Annotated in this window: 14 protein-coding genes; 13 read left to right on the plus strand and 1 reads right to left on the minus strand. The window is 60.8% G+C overall.

Annotated features, from left to right (window positions below; translation table 11 throughout):
• Positions 1-34: 34 nt before the first annotated feature.
• The 13 genes from IAE77_RS07805 (at position 35) to IAE77_RS07865 (ending at position 16,902) form a co-directional block, all read left to right on the plus strand.
• Positions 35-1,459 carry a thrombospondin type 3 repeat-containing protein gene (locus IAE77_RS07805; RefSeq protein ID WP_294224306.1) on the plus strand — a complete coding sequence of 475 codons (1,425 nt, stop codon included), beginning with the start codon at positions 35-37 and terminating at the stop codon, positions 1,457-1,459.
• A 340-nt stretch (positions 1,460-1,799) separates the two neighbouring features.
• A complete protein-coding gene (locus IAE77_RS07810; RefSeq protein WP_294224308.1) occupies positions 1,800-2,933 on the plus strand; it encodes a hypothetical protein in 1,134 nt (377 codons plus the stop codon).
• A gap of 107 nt (positions 2,934-3,040) precedes the next feature.
• Complete coding sequence (locus IAE77_RS07815; protein WP_294224312.1) at positions 3,041-3,640, plus strand: XRE family transcriptional regulator; 600 nt, start codon at positions 3,041-3,043, stop codon at positions 3,638-3,640.
• A gap of 6 nt (positions 3,641-3,646) precedes the next feature.
• A complete protein-coding gene (locus tag IAE77_RS07820) occupies positions 3,647-4,189 on the plus strand; it encodes a carboxypeptidase-like regulatory domain-containing protein (protein ID WP_294224315.1) in 543 nt (180 codons plus the stop codon).
• Positions 4,190-4,210: 21 nt separating this feature from the next.
• Positions 4,211-6,511 carry a M60 family metallopeptidase gene (locus tag IAE77_RS07825; protein ID WP_294224318.1) on the plus strand — a complete coding sequence of 767 codons (2,301 nt, stop codon included), beginning with the start codon at positions 4,211-4,213 and terminating at the stop codon, positions 6,509-6,511.
• Complete coding sequence (locus tag IAE77_RS07830) at positions 6,490-6,870, plus strand: thioredoxin family protein (protein WP_294224321.1); 381 nt, start codon at positions 6,490-6,492, stop codon at positions 6,868-6,870. The genes IAE77_RS07825 and IAE77_RS07830 overlap by 22 nt, the downstream gene beginning before the upstream one ends.
• A gap of 63 nt (positions 6,871-6,933) precedes the next feature.
• Entirely contained in the window at positions 6,934-7,194 is a 261-nt protein-coding gene (locus IAE77_RS07835; protein ID WP_294224323.1) for a hypothetical protein, read from the plus strand.
• Positions 7,181-7,621 (plus strand): type II toxin-antitoxin system VapC family toxin, encoded by a 441-nt coding sequence (locus IAE77_RS07840; protein ID WP_294224325.1) that lies wholly within the window; start codon positions 7,181-7,183, stop codon positions 7,619-7,621. Before IAE77_RS07835 ends, IAE77_RS07840 begins: the two co-directional genes overlap by 14 nt.
• A 70-nt stretch (positions 7,622-7,691) precedes the next feature.
• Positions 7,692-12,716 carry a DUF1800 family protein gene (locus tag IAE77_RS07845; protein WP_294224328.1) on the plus strand — a complete coding sequence of 1,675 codons (5,025 nt, stop codon included), beginning with the start codon at positions 7,692-7,694 and terminating at the stop codon, positions 12,714-12,716.
• Between the two features lie 25 nt (positions 12,717-12,741).
• Positions 12,742-14,184, plus strand: a complete 1,443-nt coding sequence (locus tag IAE77_RS07850) for a DUF1501 domain-containing protein (protein WP_294224333.1) — start codon at positions 12,742-12,744, stop codon at positions 14,182-14,184.
• Between the two features lie 19 nt (positions 14,185-14,203).
• On the plus strand, positions 14,204-14,785 hold the full coding sequence (locus IAE77_RS07855) for a hypothetical protein (RefSeq protein ID WP_294224336.1): 582 nt from the start codon (positions 14,204-14,206) through the stop codon (positions 14,783-14,785).
• 180 nt (positions 14,786-14,965) lie between these two features.
• Positions 14,966-15,430 (plus strand): host attachment protein, encoded by a 465-nt coding sequence (locus tag IAE77_RS07860; RefSeq protein WP_294224340.1) that lies wholly within the window; start codon positions 14,966-14,968, stop codon positions 15,428-15,430.
• A 98-nt stretch (positions 15,431-15,528) separates the two neighbouring features.
• Complete coding sequence (locus tag IAE77_RS07865; protein ID WP_345780966.1) at positions 15,529-16,902, plus strand: mechanosensitive ion channel family protein; 1,374 nt, start codon at positions 15,529-15,531, stop codon at positions 16,900-16,902.
• A gap of 9 nt (positions 16,903-16,911) precedes the next feature.
• On the opposite strand, the gene IAE77_RS07870 is transcribed toward IAE77_RS07865, so the two are convergent.
• Entirely contained in the window at positions 16,912-18,225 is a 1,314-nt protein-coding gene (locus IAE77_RS07870; protein ID WP_294224347.1) for a PQQ-binding-like beta-propeller repeat protein, read from the minus strand.
• Position 18,226: the final 1 nt, after the last annotated feature.

Consider the following 18,226-nt stretch of genomic DNA (forward strand, 5'->3'; position numbering starts at 1 on the left):
CCGCCGAGCGCACCACCCCTACCCTGAACCTCTCATGAAACGCCTACGCCCAGATTTTCTGCCGCTGCTGGTCGCCGCGCTCGTTGTGCTCGCCCTTCACCCGGCCTCCGCGGCCTACTGGAACGGCCACAAATCGCTCCGCGACCTCGACGGCGACGGCATCCCGAACGTCGTCGATCCCGACATCGACAACGACGGCATCCCGAACGCGCTCGACAAGAACATCGACGGCGGCATCGCCAAGACCGGACCCTTTGCCGGCAAATACATCGGTGACCATATCGACAACGACAATCCCGAGGAGGAGGACGCCGACGATGACGGCCTCGCCGACGACTCGCTCGCCGAAAAGGACATCGATGGCGATGGCAAATTCGACGACGACCCGCTGGAGGACGACATCGATGGCGACGGCCGCAAGGATGACTCTGCCGCCGAGCACGACATCGACGGCGACGGTCGCGACGACGATTCTCCCGAAGAGGACGACATCGACGGCGACGGTCTTGATGATGACGATGACCTCGAAGACGACATCGATGGTGACAACAAAAAGGACGACGTGGACGACGACATCGACGGCGATGGCAAGGCCAACGACGACAGCACCGAGCACGACACCGACGGAGATGGCATCGCCAACGATGATCCAGCCGACAAGGATGACGATGGCGACGGAGTTTCCGATCGTCATGACGATGACGACAACAACGACGGCGTGAAGGACATCGACGACCCGAATCACCATCCCGAGGACGGCGAGCAGGAGCTGCAAAACGACCTTTCCCGCGTCGCAGCACCGGGAGGCAGCTCCGCCCGTGTGACGCTGAAATACCTCGCCACCGGAGCAGGCAGCTTCGTTATGGATGTGCGTGATGCCGCTGCAGGCAGTTATGACCTCGTGGTGGGCGGCGTGGTGCGCGGCACCGTCGTCGTCGAGCAGCAGAGCAGCAAGACGCGCGGCACGCTGACCTTCAAGACAACCACTTCTGGCAGCGGCAGCCTTCTTTTGGACTTCCCCGTCGCCGAGCAGCTCGTCGAAATTCGTCAGGCGGCCACGGTTTACTACTCCGGCACCGTTCCCGCCCTGCCACCTCCTTCTGGAGACGACGAGGTCGGGGAGGCCAGTGTGACACTCGCCCGCGGCCAGGGCGTGCCTGCCGATGCTGAGTCGAAAGCAGTCATGGAATTCGACACCACGGGTGCGATCCAGATCGAACTCGAGGTGACCAAGCTGCCCATCGGCGACTACGACGTGTCCATCGGTGAAAGTGTGCGTGGCACGATGTCGGTCGCCGCAGGCTCCAATGGCACGCTCGGTGTGCTGAAGTTCACCAAGCAAGGTGACGCAGGCACGATCCTCATGAACTTCCCCGTCGCGGGCCAGACCATCTCCATCACGCAAGGCGGCACCACTTTCTTCACAGGACAGCTTCCTTCCGCCCCGACGCCTCCGTAAGGCACACCGGCAGCGCATTGATCTCAGGCCATAGAATCAGGCCGCTCATCCGCAAGGGTGGGCGGCCTGTGTGTTTGGTGCGGCAGCAAAGTGGCCACTCGCTCCGCGAGATGAGCGCAGAGCCCTCGCAAGCACTCACCTCATCGCGTGAGTGTGCGTTGTTCATGCTTGAGCGGGCCTCGTGAAACCAATCCCACGCTAAAGCGTGAACAACGTGCTCATCACTTCCTAACCACACTGTTACGGTGCCCGCATTGTGAGATCACACACCGCAAGAGACAGTGCATCACGCTCAAGAAATGAACGATTGCCAGTCAGAAAACCAAATCAACACAACGCCATGAACCTGCACTCACCGCTTCTCTCGCCTGTGCGCCCCGCCTGGGCCCGCAATGGTCTCCTACCGATCATCGCCGCCTTCAGCCTTCATTCCCTCGAAGCACAGACGAGCTACACCGCCGTCGATCTCACACCGACCGCCTCCGGCTCCGCGCAAACCGCGAGCGGTGGTCAGGCCGCGGGTTACACCGGCAGCACGCCGAATGCCTTCAGCGGTCGTGCCACGCTCTGGACGGGTGATGGAGCCATCGATCTGCATCCCGCCTTTCTGGATGGCGCGGGCGCTCGCTCCCAGGTGAACGGTTTCGCCGGCAATCTGCAGGTCGGCATCGGTGCAGGCACCTCCACCGGCAATCGCAACGTGCCGATCGCGTGGAGTGACAGCGCCGCATCCGCCACGCTGCTCAGCATTCCCTTCGTGAATGCCGGCGGCCAGGCCAATGCCACCGACGGCATTCAGATCGTCGGCTCCGCCATCGGTTACGACCGCGATGGCACCACGCTCGGCAGCGCCCACGCCCTCATCTGGAATGTCGCCACCGGCAGCGTGATCGACATCGGCATCGATGCCTCGCTCAACGATGTGGCCGGCGGCATGCAGGTCGGCACCATCAGCAAAGGTATCGCGAACGCCGCCTTCTGGCGCGGAACGAACAAAGCGACCTCTCTGCACCCGAAGACCGCCGTCGTCTCCGTCGCCAACGGCACGGACGGCGTGCGCCAGGTCGGTTACGCGGGTTTTGACATCCGCGTCCGCCGCGAGGCTGTGAACGGCAACAAAGATCGCCGCTTCAACTATGCCCACGTCTGGACCGGCACTGCCGCCAGCGCCTTGAACATCCATCCGTATGCCTCGACGGCCGATGGGAAGCTCCTCGACCACAGCTACGCGCTGAAGGTGAAAGGCCAGTACATCGTCGGTTATGCCAACGTCGCCACCGGCACCACCACCATCGGCCTCGCCCGCGCCATCGTGTGGGATTCGAACTACCAGGCCACCGATTTGCAGGCCTTTGTGCCCGCCGAGTTCATCAGCTCCGTCGCCTACGGTGTGGATGAAAGCGGCTGTGTCGCCGGTGTCATGACCAAGGCCGACGGCACCCGCCACGCCGTCCTCTGGGTGCCGAATCCGTGATCTGAAGACGCCAGTCGTGCCGCAAAACGGCCCTCGTGTTTCGAGGGCCGTTTTTATTTTCCTCCAACATCTAATTTACAAGAAGCGCGTCCGTTATACTGGCGCGCATGCCCGCCAAACGCAAGAGCAGCATCCCCGAATCCAGCCCCGAGGCCATCAATGAGAACCTCGGCAAGCGCGTGAAGAAACTCCGCGCGGATCGAGGCTGGTCGCTCGAAGAACTCGCCAATGCCAGCGGCGTGAGCCGCAGCATGCTCAGCGAAATCGAGCGTGAGAAGGCGAACCCCACGCTCACCGTCACCTTCCGCATCGCGCGGGCCTTTGGGCTCACTTTGCAGGAACTGATCGAGAGCGCGGAGGCCAGCGCTTCGAAGATTCAGGTCATCCGCGCCAATGATCGCGCTCAGGTGTATCGCAGCGACAAACAGTGCGAGATCCGCACGCTTTCGCCGCTGAATTTGGAGAAGGATGTCGAGTTCTACGAGCTCACACTGAAGCCGGGCGGTGCCTTGCGCAGCCAGCCGCACTTTGAGGGCACGCGTGAGTTCCTCACCGTCGAAGAAGGCAGCGTCCGCATCGAATCCGGCGAAGACCACGACGACCTCACCAAAGGCGACAGCGGCACCTACCGCGCCGATGTCCCCCACGCCATCGTCAACACCGCCAAAGGAGCTGCGGTGGTGTTTCTGGTCGTGATTTACCGCTGATTAACCATGACACGACTACTGCTCATATTGTCAATCATCACGGTTCTTCCGAGCTGCCTGATTATGCCGCACTACGAAACGCTGACTAGAAAAGTCAGCGGACGTGTGGTGAACGCGAAAGGGCAGCCGGTTTCAGGAGCCATCATTGATTATCATCTTCGGAGCGACCGAATGTTGGGAGCCACGGTTTCAGATTCGTCGGGCAACTTTGAGTTCGGCCCGTTCCGGCAGTGGTTTTACTTGGTTTATGTTGGCTCACCTGGTGTCTGTCCTGTTCCATACATGTTGTTGGCGGACCCCGACCTGCCCGATGCATTAAAGGTGAGTAATGATGGTGGCATCGCAGTTTACTGCCTTGGGGATTTCGAGACGCATAAAGAAAGGATAAAGGACCATCATGGCTCCTCCGAGTTCGAACGACTCTCCAAAGCACGATGGGCAGGAAACCGCACGCCAATAACTTTGGTGATCACTCCATGGATGCGTGACCGCCTTCCTCCTCGCAGAGTATTTCATCCACCATCAGTGCCAGTTGATACGAAACGCTGAACACCTTTCACCAACCCAACCATGAACAACCGACAGTTCTCCATCCTTCGATTTGTCTCACGCAAAGGCGCAAAGGCGCAAAGGTCTGAAAAAGATCGTTTCTCAAAACTTTGCGCCTTTGCGCCTTTGCGTGAGGCCTTCTTGTTTCTGGCCTGCGCAGCCGTTTTGAACGCCCAAATGCCTCCAGCGCTCGTGAATGCAGAGCGCGCGAAAATCCTCGAAGGCGTCAAATCGGTGCCAAAACTCGGAGCGCCGGGTCCGGTGGGCATTTGGGGCCAGATCGCGTTTCCGATCCTTTCGGCACCGGACAAGGATGGCGTCGAAATCGCGGTCGGAGCGGCCGCGGCCTACGGAAAAGGGCGCATCATCCTGTTTGGCCAGAATGCCTATCTCAGCGGTGACGGCGGCGGTGATCACGCACAACTCATCGAGAACTGCGTGAAGTGGGCGGGCAACAAAGCGAAGCCACGCATCGGCCTCAAAGGCGTGAAAGGCGCTGCTTTGGCCCAGCGCGGGCTGAAGGCGGAGGAATTCGCCACGGTGGAGAAAAAGAACCTCTCCGACTACGACGTGGTCATCATCAATACACAAGGCGTGGTCAGCGTGGAGGAAGGCGCGGCTTTGATCGACTACATCAAAGGCGGTGGCGGCTTCATCGGCGGCATGACGGGCTGGGCGTATGGACAGACGAGCGGTGGCAAGGACCTCGCCATCTCCCACGGCGTGAATCAGGCGCTCATGGCCGCAGGCGTGGCGAACACGGACATGAGCGCTTTCGACCAACTTCGCTCGTTTGAGGCCCGCGTGGAGCTTCCGGCGATGATGAATGCGTCTGACGCCATCACCGCGATCAAAAAGCAGCGCGAAGGCGGACCCGCACTCACGCCGGAGCAGATGAAGCAGGGCATGAACGCGATTCAGATCGCCATGGCCGCGCAACCGCCGGATCGCAGCAATTTGAAGAACGCCGTCGCCGCCGCGCTCGGCAACGCCGGCACCGATGCGCCGATTCCGACCGCCAAAGCACCTCTCAATGACACGCAGCACGCCGCCGCGCGTCTGCGACTCGGCATGGAGACGCGCATGCTGCGCCTCATGAGCGCCGAAGGCATCAAGGCACATCCCGCTCACGCCGAATTCCCCGGCAAAGCGCCTGAAAACGCCCCGCGCACCGGCGCTGAGATCGCCATCACGCCGAGCATCTCTGGCTGGCACAGCACCGGCCTTTACGCCGTCGCGGGCGAGCCGATCACGGTGACGATCCCAGAAAAATACGCCGACAAAGGCTACGCCGTGCGCATCGGCTGCCACAGCGACACGCTTTACCATCTCGACAAATGGGAACGCGCTCCCGACATCACGCGCAGCGATACTTTGGCCACCACCACGACGAAAACGGCCTCCGCCTTCGGTGGTCTTATCTACATCGAGGTCCCCGGTCGCGCGAAGGACGACGAGCCCTTCACCGCCGCCATCAAAGACGCGATCGCCGCGCCGCTCTTCGTGCTCGGCAAGGACGACGACGCCAAGTGGAAGGAAATCCGCCAGCGCCCCGCGCCGTGGGCGGAAATGGCCTGCGACAAGATGATCATCAGCTTCCCGCGCGAGGTCGCGCAGGCCATCAACAACCCCACCGAGCTCATGCAGTTCTGGAAAGCCGTCGTCGAGGCTCAGGATGACGTTTCCAATCAAGCCACCGAACGCACACGGCCCGAGCGCATCGTCGCTGACGTGCAAATCAGTGCCGGTTACATGCACAGCGGCTATCCCATCATGATCCCGACCAGCGCCGGGCCGGAGATGACCACGCTCACGCGTCTCAAATTCCCCGGCTGGGGCTTTTACCACGAAATCGGCCACAACCACCAGCGCCGCACCTTCACATTCGACGGCACCGGCGAGGTCACGAACAACGTCATCGGCATGTATTGCTACGAGGCCGTCCTGAAGAAAGACTGGCTCATAGGCCACGGCGGCATCAGCGAAGAGTCTCGCAAAAAGCATATCAAAGACATCAAGGCCGCCTCCAACAAATGGCAGCTCTGGAAGAGCGAGCCGTTCCTCGCCCTCACCACCTACATCCAGCTCATTCAAGAGTTCGGCTGGGAAAGCTGGCGCAAATACCTGCACAGCTTCGACGGCACCGAATACGGCCCCGAGCCCAAAGGCGATGACGAAGCCCGCGACCAGTTCCTCATCCGCTACTCCAAGATCGCCAACAAGAACCTCGCCCCCTTCTTCGACTTCTGGGGCATTCCGGTGAGTTCGTCCGCGAAAGCGGAGGTGAGCAAGCTGGAAGCGTGGATGCCGAAGGGGCTGTGAAAGACATTTCCATGACAAAGCTTACTCGCGCCGACCTGAATACGTTCCTTCGTCAAACGCCGGTTGCCGTAGTCCACCTTGATGCTGAGTGGGACGGCTATCGTTTTGCAGTGGCCGAACAGATTGCACAAATCGAAAGTCAGTTCGCTGGCGTCGCATCCTTTGGCTACATGGACGTGGATGAAGAGCAAGAATACGCCAGGGAGATTGACCTGCGAAACACGCCAGCTTGTGCCTACTTCAAGCATGGCAGACTGATCGCGGTCGTTATTGGAATCGGTCAAGACATAGCTAAAAACATACAGGTCATTCAAAAAGGTGGCCTCCCAGATACGTCGAACTGGATGAGCCGATTGTAACGATTTATTTCCGGCGTCTGAAAGCTGGTTTGACAGAAAGCTGGGAAACCAGCAATTTAGCTCATGAAGACGACTTTGGAACTCCCCGGTGATCTGGTGCGTGAGGTAAAACTCCGCGCCGTGCATGAAGGCCGCAAACTCAAGGACACAGTGGCAGACTTGCTGCGCCGCGGGCTTGCGGCTCGAAAAACGAACCGCGCTCCAAAAAGTTCGCGGGTTAAACTTCCGCTCATCCAATGCCGGAAGGCTGCCGTGCTGACACCCGAGCAAGTATCGGAAATTTTAAACGGGCAGGAGGCGGAGTGGCATCATGAAGCTGCCTGACACGAATGTCTGGCTCGCGCTGTCATTGTCGAAGCACACGCACCACCGGGCAGCGGTAGAGTGGCTGGAGGAACAGGATTCGCCGGATGAGATCGCCTTTTGCCGCTCCACACAGCAGTCGTTCCTTCGTCTGCTCACCACCACGGGCGTCATGAGCGCCTATGGAATCGCCGCCCTGAGCAACAAGGACGCCTGGGCGGTTTATGAAGCCTTCATTGCCGATGATCGCATTCTCTTCCAGGTCGAGCCGCCAGGTCTGAATCCCAATTGGAAGAAGCTTGCAGCCCGGCGCACCTCGTCGCCCAAACTTTGGATGGATGCCTACCTCGCTGCTTTTGCCATCGCTTCCGGTGCGGAACTGGTTACCACGGACAAGGCCTTCTCACAGTTTCCCGGTTTGGATGTGACCATTATTGAGGTGGTTTGAGCCTTCTCCACCCCGTTGAGGACCCGTGACCAGCATGGACATCTTCCTGCGCGAGTGGTAACCTCCGCGCATGCGCCTGGGTTTGCTCGCTTGTCTTATCGGATGGATCGTTTCGCCGTTGAGGGCGGAATTCACGACGTTGTGGTCGCTCGGGGTTTGGGACGGGGATCCGCAGGATGAGTTTGGGAGCTCAACGTGGGATTACAACGCGGCGCCGGGCAGTGCGACGGTGCTCGACAATGATTTTTACTTCGCGGGTACCTACCCCGCGCCCATCGGCACGGTGGCGGGCGAGCCGCCGACGAACTTTGAGCCGGTGCTGGATACTCAAAACCTCTCGGTGAGGCTGCATTTCAATCTCACACCGGCGCAGGCCACGAGCACGGCCCGCATGCGGCTGAACATGCATCAAGTTTGGGGCGGATGGTGGAACCCGGCGATCGACAATTATGCCGAAGGCTACGGGCGGCACCAGTTTGAGGTGTTTTGGAACGGGGTGCTGATCAAAACCGCCGTTCACACGAAGGCAGACACGTTGATCGTCGAGGTGAATGCACCTGCGTTCACTCCGGTGGCAGGGGCGAATGTGCTCGAAATCCGCCGGGCACCGGCTCCGGCATCCTCGACGGATGGCTGGGTGCAGTTTGATGCGCTGTCGCTGGAGATTGACCCCATCGCTTTGCAAGACGTGGATGGCGATGGCCTGCCGCGCTGGTGGGAGGTGGATCATGGATTCAGCGATGCGGTGGCGAGCGCGGCCCAGGATGTGGATGCCGATGGTCGCACGAATGCGCAGGAGTTCGCCGCGGGCACGGAGCCGACGCAAAAGGACACGGATGGCGATGGTTTGAGCGATGGCGCGGAATTCACCGCGGGCACCAATCCGCTGATAGCGGACACGGATGGCGATTCGCTGAGTGATGGCGAGGAGACAGCATCGAGTCCGCTTTTGGCAGATACGGATGGCGATGGCGCGGGCGATGCATGGGAGCTGCGCACCGGCTATCTCGCGAATTCGGCCGCGAGCACGCCTCCGGTCCAAAGCAGCGTGATCGGCATCAATTTCGTGATGGAGCTGAATCCCGACAATACCATCGCCAGTCATGAGGTGACCGGTTTGGTGCCTCAACGCTTCTGGAACAACACCTGGGCGCTGACGAGCTGGCGCAGCCAAAATGGCACGCAGGGTGACATCCTCTCGCCAACGGCCGATGTGATCGTGGACAGCACCGGCACCGCCACCGGGATGACGATGAACTGGGCTTTTGGCGGCACCTGGGCCAACGGCCAGTCCGGCAACGCCACGCAGAAGCTGCTCGATGGCTACCTGAGTGTCTCGTCGGACACGCCGGGCAGTCTCACGCTGAGCAATGTGCCATTCACTACCTACGATGTGATCGTTTATGTGGGCACCTCGTATGACAGCGCGGTGGCTTACACGCGGCTCAATGACACACCGGCCACGGATCGCTGGTTTCTCAGTGCCAGCACGCCGCCGCAGACGAAGCTGGTTGAATTGATGCACTCGGATGCCGTGAAGCCTTGGCGGGCGAATGCGATCCGCTACCGCGATCAAACTCTTCCAACGGTGAACATCAAAATCGCCCGGACGAGCTGGTATGAGACGGGCATTCACGGCATTCAAATCGTGGACACCACACTCGACAGCGACTCCGATGGCATGCCGGATGCCTACGAGTGGGAGCATGGTTTCAAAACGCTGGTGGCGGATGCCACGCTCGACGCGGATGGCGATGGGCTGACGAATCTGGCGGAGCGTAGCATCTTCACCAATCCTCGCGTTGCCGATACCGATGGCGATGGCTTGAACGATGCGGCGGAGACCACAACCAATCCTCTGCTGGCAGATTCGGATGGCGATGGCCTCAGCGATGGCGCGGAAATCAACGGCGTGCCGGTGGCGACGAATCCGAACAACGCGGACAGCGATGGCGACGGCATCGGTGATGCCGACGAAGTCGAGGGCTGGACCAATCCGACGGCCTCGCAATCGCTCATGCCAATAGTGAGCACGAGCCCTCGCACCTTTGACTGGATCGTCGAGAATGTGCAGATCGTGTGGGACCACGCCCGCGGCGGCGTGACGGATCAGGAGTGGGGCGATCATTCGCTCATGAACTTCCAAATCGTGAACTCGGCGAGCACGGGCAGCGATGCCTTCAACATCGGCATCCGGGTGAAGTCAGGTCGCTTGAGCTATTTCCTGTATTCGAGCCACGGAGGGGGCTTCAGCAACCCTGGTGACGACACGGGGGACATCTGGGAGGCGGACTGGCAGAGCTTTCCTACGGATTTGAAGGCAGCGATGGGCTTCAGCGGCATTAGCAGTCATGACATCAGCGACCGGCTGCGCTTCAAGATCGAAGGGAGCAGCACCGGCAGCCGCACGGCGTGGGATTTCACCTTCAGCATTACCAATCAGGACAAAAATGGAGGCACCGTGCTGTTCAGCAAAGTCTTCACCAACTGCGCCCTCGCTCAGAATGCGCACGATGGTGCCGCCACATGGCAGGATCGTAGCGATCCACCGCTCGTGAATCGGCTCGAAACGTGGGTGCATGATGGCGTGAGTGTTTTCATTCACCCCACGCGGCTGGAGGACATGACCGGCTATGCTGCCTGGAAGGACACGGACGACGACGGCATGCCGGATGTCTGGGAAGATGCGCATGGCCTGAACAAGAACAGCGCCGCCGATGGCATGCTCGATGGCGATGCGGATGGTCTGACGAATGTGCGCGAGTATCTCGCTGGCACGCTGCCAAATGATGCGGACAGCGATGACGACCTCGCCCAAGACGGCCTGGAGGCTGACAGCGGCAGCGATCCGATGCTCGCGACGAGTCTGCCGCCTTTTTATCACGGCCTTCCCGCAGGTGTTTCCGGTGAGGATTTGAATGGAAACGGCATGTCGGACGCCTGGGAGCAATGGACCGGGCAGTTTGGACTGGTGGCGGCCCATGACAACGATGGTGACGGCATGACGAATGGAGCTGAAGCTCTTGCGGGAACCAATCCGTTTGATGCGTCTTCACGGTTGTGGAGTGTGATCGAGAGTTCTGATGGCTTCATGACAGTCCGCTGGCCTTATTTGCCAAGAAAAGCCCATTACCTCGAGTACAGCGCAGATCTGTCTCTCTGGAACCCACTTGGGGACATTCCTGTCTTGAATATCACGCATCCCACACAGCCCGAGAGATGGGTTTATTGGTACTCATTTGCACATGCACACACGCCCTCGACGGCTTTCTTCAGAATGCGTGTGGCTGATCAAGACACTGACGAAGATGGTTTGAGTGATTGGTCCGAGTTTTACGGCTTTGGAACTTCACCAACCATTCCGAACAGCACCCGCAGCAGCGTGAGCATCGACGCCAACCACGATGGCACGCCGGAAAGCACGCTCAGCGGCGATTACGTGGCGATGGTGGAGCAGCTTCAGGGCGCAGGCAGCGCAGGCGGCATGGCTGGAGGAGCGGGCGGCGGTGTGTCGCGACCACAGGCTGCGCGTTTCCTCATGCAGGCAGCCTTTGGTCCGACACTCGAGGACATCCAGCGTGTGCAGACGCTCGGCTATGCCGGCTGGATCACGCAGCAGATGAGCCTGCCGGCCACATGGCACTCAGACTACATCCGGGGCATTTTTCAAAACATGACCTCGCAGCGCCAGCACGAGACTTACAGCCGCGGCGGTGGTGACAGCGATCCGTTCTTGTTCGGCAACAACATGCAGACGGCTTTTGCGCGTGCGGCGATCCAGGGCAGCGACCAGCTTCGTCAGCGTGTGGCGTTTGCCTTGAGCCAGATCCTCGTCACCTCGCGTCGCGATGCGAACCTCGAAAACCGCTGCCTCGGCATGGCGGACTACTACGACATCTTTGTTCGCAACGCCTTTGGCAACTACGAGGACGTGCTGATGGAGGTGACCATGCATCCGGTGATGGGCCGCTACCTTTCGCATGTGGGCAATCAGAAGGCTGATCCATCGATCAATCGCTACCCGGATGAAAACTACGCCCGTGAGGTGATGCAGCTCTTCACGGTGGGCCTTTGGCAGCTCAATCCCGATGGCTCGCGGGTGCTCGTGAGCGGTCAGCCGGTGCCGACTTACTCGAACGAGGAGATCACACAGCTCGCCCGCGTGATGACAGGCTTCTGGTTCGGCGGCGACAACTGGGGCGGCGGCGGCTGGACCGAGCAGGACTACGCCACACCGATGACCCTGCATGCCGATCGCCATGACTTCGGCGCGAAGACACTGCTCGGTGGCTTTGTTATTCCAGCCCGTGCGGCGACGCTGGAGAATGCGCAACGCGATGTGCGGGATGCCATTCATCATCTTTTCGAGCATCCGAACTGCGGTGTGTTTGTCGGCAAGCAGCTCATCCAGTTCCTTGTCACGGACAATCCGAGTCCGGCGTATGTGCAGCGCATCAGCAGCGTCTTTGCGAACAACGGCAGCGGCATGCGTGGCGATCTCGGCGCGGTGGTGCGTGCCATCCTGCTCGATCCGGAGGCTCGCGGCCCGGTGGGGGCGCAGGCCGCGGGCTTCGGTCGCCTGAAGGAGCCGGTGATCCGCGCGATGTCGATGGCTCGCGTCTTCGGCATGAAGCAGGTGCCCGAGCTGCTGTGGTGGGACTGGAGCGAGTTTTACAACGAGAGCCGCCAGGCGCCGACGAACTCGCCGAGCGTCTTCAACTTCTACCGCCCCGAGTATCGCGCTCCGGGTCTGGCGACGCAAAACGGCCTCGCGAGCCCGGTTTTCCAGATCACGGACAGCTACAGCTCGATCAGCTTCCCGAACCGCCTGTGGAAGATGCTCGAAGAAGGGCTGAGCTTTTATGAGCAGTATCGTTTCCCCTTCGATTTCAGGCGCGAGCAGGCCTTCGCGACCTCACCCGAGCGTTTGATGGATCATTTCAATCTCCTCTTCTGCGCCGGTCAGATGAAGGCGAGCACGCGCAGCATCATCTTGAGCACGCTCGCCCAGATCCCCGCCGATCAAACCGCCGCCCGCATCCGCGTGGCCGCCTATCTCTCGCTGACGTGCCCGGAAGGCGCGGTGATGCGGTGAACCTTTTTCGCTCCTTTTTGAAGTCATGAACGCAGCCTCCACCCGCCGCCACTTCTTCGGACGCTCCGCCTGTGCGGCGATGAGCACCGTGCCGGTGCTGAATACGCTCCTCAATCTCCAGCTCGCCAGTCGCGTGGCAGCCGATGGAGCACCGACGGACTACAAGACGCTCGTTTGCGTGTTTTTGAACGGCGGGATGGATTCCTTCAATTTCCTCGTGCCACGCGATTCGACGCGGCATGGCATCTACACGACTACGCGGGGCAATCTGGCGCTTATGGCCGGCCAGCTTCTCAATCTCGATCAAGATGGCGGCGACGGGCAGCTCTACGGCATTCATCCGAGCTGCACGGGCCTGCGGGACATGTTCAACGGCACGGGCAACTTCGCCGGGAAGCGTCGCGCGGCCTTGCTGGCGAATGTGGGCACGCTCATCCAGCAGGTGACGAAGGCGCAATACCTCGCCGAGAGTGTGGCGCTGCCGCGGGCGCTGTATTCGCACAGCGACCAGATCGACCAGTGGCAGACCTCCGTGCCGCAGGGCATGACAGAACTGAGCGGCTGGGCCGGACGCACCGCTGATCTACTGCACAGCACGGTGAACACGAACAGCATCGCGATGAACATTTCCCTCTCCGGGAACAGCCTGTGGCAGGTGGGCAATGCCACGACGCAGTTTGTGGTCACGGATCGCGGGGCGCTGACCTTCACCGGCAGCGAGATCACCGATCCGCTGCATCCGATGAAGCTCAAAAACACCGCGCATCGCAGCATCATCCAGCAAAACTACGCCAACCTGATGCAGCAGAGCTACGGCCAGCTCACGAAGAGCAGCATCGAGCTCCAAGAGTTCTTCCTCCAGCAATACAACAGCTACGACGACAGCGCCGTGGCCTCGCTCTTCCCGACGAACAACTACATCGCGCAGCAGTTCCGTGCCGCGGTGAAGATGATCGCGCTGCGCCAGGCGCTCGGGCTGCACCGGCAGACGATTTTCATCACCTTCGGCGGCTGGGATCATCACGGCGAGTTGCTTAACACGCAGGCGGGCATGCTCAACACCCTCAACACGGCCCTCACCGCCTTCCAGCGGGCGCTGGAACAGCTCACGCTGCAAGACGGCGTGATCACCTTTAGCGCCTCCGACTTCGGCCGCACGCTGCGCAGCAACGGTCGCGGCACCGACCACGCCTGGGGTGGCAATGCGCTCGTCATGGGAGGTCCGATCCAGGGCGGTCGCGTGTATGGCACCTTCCCGGATCTCACGCTCGAAAGCGCCGACGACACCGGCTACGGCGGTCGCATGATTCCCACGACGAGTGTGGATCAATTCTTCGGCGAGATGCTTCGCTGGTTTGGCGTTCCTGCGTCCGGCATGAGCAGCGTGCTGCCGAACATCGGCAACTTTTACAACGTGAACTCGGCGAGTTTGCCGATTGGCATGCTGCGGGCGGGAACGTGGAGCTGAGTTTCAAGTTTCAGGTTCCATGTTTCAAGACAAGCAGATGAGATGGAAGATGGCGGCGCTGATCGCGGTGGCAGCGACGCTGGGGGTCTGGTGGAAGGCGACTTCCAATCGACTGACGACGCGCCAGCCGGTCTTGCCCGCTGACATGACAAAAGTGATCGAGAAGGAGGCGGAGCAGCGCGGGAAAAGCATGCTTCCAGGCGAAGAGCTTCTCAAGGCCTATGCCGGCACGACCACACGGCCGGAGGACGACCTGCACAGCATGGCGCATGTGTTTTCAAACCTGCAACTGCTCGTGAAAGGCGACTCGCCGTTTCGGATGGGAGCGAATGAGGAGTTCGCAGCGGCGTTGATGGGGAAGAATTCGGCGCGAGAGGTGTTCTTGAAGGCGCCGCATCCGTGTTTGAACGCCAATGGCCAGATTGTGGACCGCTGGGGCTCGCCGTTGTTCTTCCATGTGCGTGACCCCAGCCGCATCGACATCCGCAGCGCTGGTCCTGATCGTGAAATGTGGACGGAGGATGACCTGCACCGCTGTTATGACGGCCCGTTTGTGCGGGGAGCGGGCCTGCCCGCCCACGATCTGCCGCCCGGCCCCTGATCGGTCCTGACGCACGGCCTGGAAACAGCTCAAACAGCGCCCGGACAGCGTGAGAAGCGGTGAGACGCCGTTCGACGGGAGGAAATGGCATGCATCAAACCAGTCCAGACTCCGTGTCTCGTGCGATTTGCGTAGAGGCGCCTCCTGCAATCGGAGATTTGAAACTTCCATCGATCCACCATGAACAACGACCTCATCATCGTCACCAATCTCGGCCTGCTCCGCGCCTATCGCGAGGTGAAGGGGCCGATGGATCGCGCATCACACCTTGAACTGATCGAGGAGTTCAAGCCGGAGGCTGCGCACGAGAAGTTGTCCGAGCAACTGACCGACCAGTCGGGCCGTTTCCCGAAGGGAGGTGGAGCCGGCCACGTTTCCGGTGATCTCTCCGCTGGAGAACGGCTCAATCTCGAAGGTGAGCAGGATCGACGCGTCATCGTGGGCCTGGCGCAAAAGATCAATGGTTTACTCGTGGACGGGGAGGTGACACGCTGCCGGTTCGCAGCCAGCGCGCCCGTTCACAAGCAGTTGCTGGATGCCCTCGAACCCGAAGCGCGTGCCAAAATCAGCCAGGTGCTCGCTTCCGACCTCGCAAAGATCGCTCCGTCGGAACTGCTGGAACACTTCAACCGTGCAGCGTCCTGATCCCGCCAGTCTGCGCGGGCTGCAACAGAGCCGCATGTGCCAGCCAGACTCCATCGGCATCAGAGCATCGAAAGTGAACCGGAGGACGCAGGCCATCCATGACCCTCTCATCCACCCAGGGTTCAAAGCGAGGGGTGCCAGCGGGCATTCTCGCCGTGGCATGCCTCACCCTGTTGCTTCTTCCCTCCCTGGCACGGGCACAGGTGACATTCCCCAAGGCGGAGGAACAGGTGGCCAAAGAGAGCCTCCTGCCGCTGAAGCCGGTGCCGGACAACGAGCTTTCAAACCGCCTCCGATCCGTGCTGGATCAGATCGAAGACTTCAAAGACGTGAAGGTCGAGGTGAATGCCGGCGTCGTCCGTCTCAGCGGTGCCACCATGCGGGGAAGCGTGAGGCAGAACGTCGAGGATTTGGTGAAGCGCTTCGAAGGCGTCGCATTTGTGGACAACCAGATCGAGGAGGGAGTCGCCGTCGAGACGCGCGTGGCGCCGTCGGTGGCGCGGCTTGAGGAGCTTGCCCGGCGAGCCGTTCAGCTGGCTCCGGTGGCCGCCGTTGCGCTGCTGATCGTCATCGGGTTTGCCGGTGCCGCACATCTGGTGGGGCGATGGGAGGCGCCGCTGCGCTGGCTGCGGGTCAAACCGCTCCTGCGCGACCTGATTCAACGGCTCGCCGCCTCGATCTTGTTTGTGCTCGGGCTCGTGCTGGCTCTCGATGTGCTCGACGCGACCGCGATTGCCGGCGCGGTTCTCGGTGTCGCGGGACTTGCCGGACTGGCGGTGAGCTTTGCATTCCGGGACATCGTGGAAAACTATCTCGCAGGCATGCTGCTAAGTCTGCGCCAGCAGTTCTCGATTGGCGATCATCTGCGCATCCTGGATCAGGAGGGCAAGGTCATGCGCCTGACCGCCCGCGAGATGGTGCTGCTGACGCTGGACGGCAATCACCTGCGCATTCCAAACAGCAGCGTCTTCAAGAACATCATCTGCAACTACACCCGCAGCCCGCACCGACGCTTCGATTTCTCCGTTGGCATCGCCACGACCGAGGACATCGCCCGTGCCCAGCGTGTCGGCACGCGGGCGCTGGCCGCCCTGAAAGGCGTCATCGACGATCCCGAGCCGCAATCGCTGGTCGAGGAGCTTGGCGATTCCAACATTGTGCTGCGGTTTTTCGCCTGGGTGGATCAGGACAGGGCCGAGTTCGCAAAAGTACGCAGCGAGGCGATCCGCATCGTCAAAAATGCGCTGGATGAAACGGGCATCGAGATGCCCGAGCCGATTTATCGGCTGCACGTTTCAAAGATGGTCCCAAACGGGCGTCCACCTGAGAAAGAATGCGAAACAGCACCGGTCGCCGAACGCGAAGCCGCGAATGCGGAGGTGGCCGTTGAGAACCAATTGGAGGAACAGATCCTCAAGGAACTCGCGAATTCAGCGGACGAGAATCTCCTGGAGCCGGAAAGCGTCCATTGACCGCGCCGGTTACTTCGCCAGCGACACGCACACGATCTCCTCATCATTGCGCATGAAAACGCATTGGTTCGCGAAGGCGGGATGAGACCACACCACCTCACGGCGCGGATCAGTTGTCGTCGGTTTGAGGACATGGGCACGGCTGAGCTCCTCGTAGCCCTTGGGAGTCATTTTCGCGATGATGAGATCGCCTTGTTCATTGGCGAGGAAGAAGCGGTTCTCATGTTTCACGATGAAGGCGTTCGCCCAGCGCACTTCGCCGCCGCCAGTGGTCGCCGCGAAGGTTTCCCAGATGCGTTCGCCGGTTTCGAGCTTCAGGCAGCGGAGCTGGCCGTAGCTGCACACGCCGTAGATGTGGCCGTCCTCGATGAAGGGCGTGCTCATGATGCTGTGGAGCGTGTCGGTGTTCTTTTCACTGATGCTTTTGCCTTCCCACAGCAGCTCGGCGGCCGGTGTGCCCGCATCGAGCTTGAAACACTTCGAACTGGTGTAGAACGACGTCAGGAACAATCGATCTCCCGCGACCCTTGGCGTGGGAATGGTGAGGCCAAAGCGCACCTCCCACGGATAGGACCAGAACACCTTTCCCGTGGCCGGATCGAGCGAGTTCACGGACTGCGGATGCCAGATGAGGAGCTGCCTCGTGCCACCGGCCTCGATCAGTGTCGGCACGCCGTAGCCAGGTTCGCGCGCATCGAGCGCACGCCACAGTTCCTTGCCGGAATCCTTGTCCAAAGCCACGACGACACTGCCAGGACCGCCGCAGAGGCAGACGAGGCGACTGCCATCGAGCAACAACTGTCCGGCGAATCCCCACTGCGGCGTCTTCGCGTTGTATTCCTGCTTCAAGTCGTGCGCCCAGAGCACCTTGCCCGTTGTGGCATCGAGACAGTGCAGGTGTGCCTCCGCACCGAAGGTCCACACCTTGCCCTCATGCACGAGCGGCGTGGCACGCGGACCGGTGGAGTAGCTCATCGTGTAAGTGCAGTCGTAGCGATGCTCCCAAACCTGCCTGCCCGTTTTGGCATCGAGACAAAGCACACGCTCGCTGCCCGGAATGATGCCGCGTGCAAAGGCGTTCGCGGGTACGCTGGTCCTGTCGGCCACTTCACGGTCCATCACATACACTTTGCCATCAGCCACCGCCGGTCCCGCGTAGCCACCACCGATCTTTGACCGCCACAGCGTCTGCGGTCCGCCTGCTGGAAACGTTTCCACGATGCCGGTCTCACGCCACACCGCATCCCGCTGCGGTCCGAGCCATTGCGGCCAGTCGTCAGCGTGCAAAGTGAACGAGGCGAGACAAAGCAGGGTCAGGGGCATG

The organism is Prosthecobacter sp. (assembly GCF_014879935.1).
Classification (GTDB): domain Bacteria; phylum Verrucomicrobiota; class Verrucomicrobiia; order Verrucomicrobiales; family Verrucomicrobiaceae; genus Prosthecobacter.